The 245-nt window shown below is 65.7% G+C and carries 1 protein-coding gene; it reads left to right on the forward strand.

Annotated features, from left to right (window positions below):
* Positions 1–211: rod shape-determining protein (locus AB1471_RS17730; protein WP_367781034.1), on the forward strand; the 211-nt coding region annotated here is incomplete at its 5' end.
* Positions 212–245: the final 34 nt, after the last annotated feature.

Consider the following 245-nt stretch of genomic DNA (forward strand, 5'->3'; position numbering starts at 1 on the left):
GACCCCGCCCGAATTGGGTGCAGACATTGCCGAACGCGGCATGATGCTCACCGGCGGCGGCGCTTTGTTGCGCGACTTGGACCGCTTGCTCGCCGAAGAAACGGGCTTGCCGGTGTTGGTGGCCGAAGACCCGCTGACCTGCGTGGTGCGCGGTTGTGGCATGGCGCTGGAGCGCATGGACCACTTGGGCACGATCTTCACCAACGAATAAGCCCGCCGCCAGCGCCCGCCCCCACATGTCATTG

The organism is Jeotgalibacillus marinus (genome assembly GCF_040801915.1).
Lineage (GTDB): Bacteria > Bacillota > Bacilli > Bacillales > Jeotgalibacillaceae > Jeotgalibacillus > Jeotgalibacillus marinus.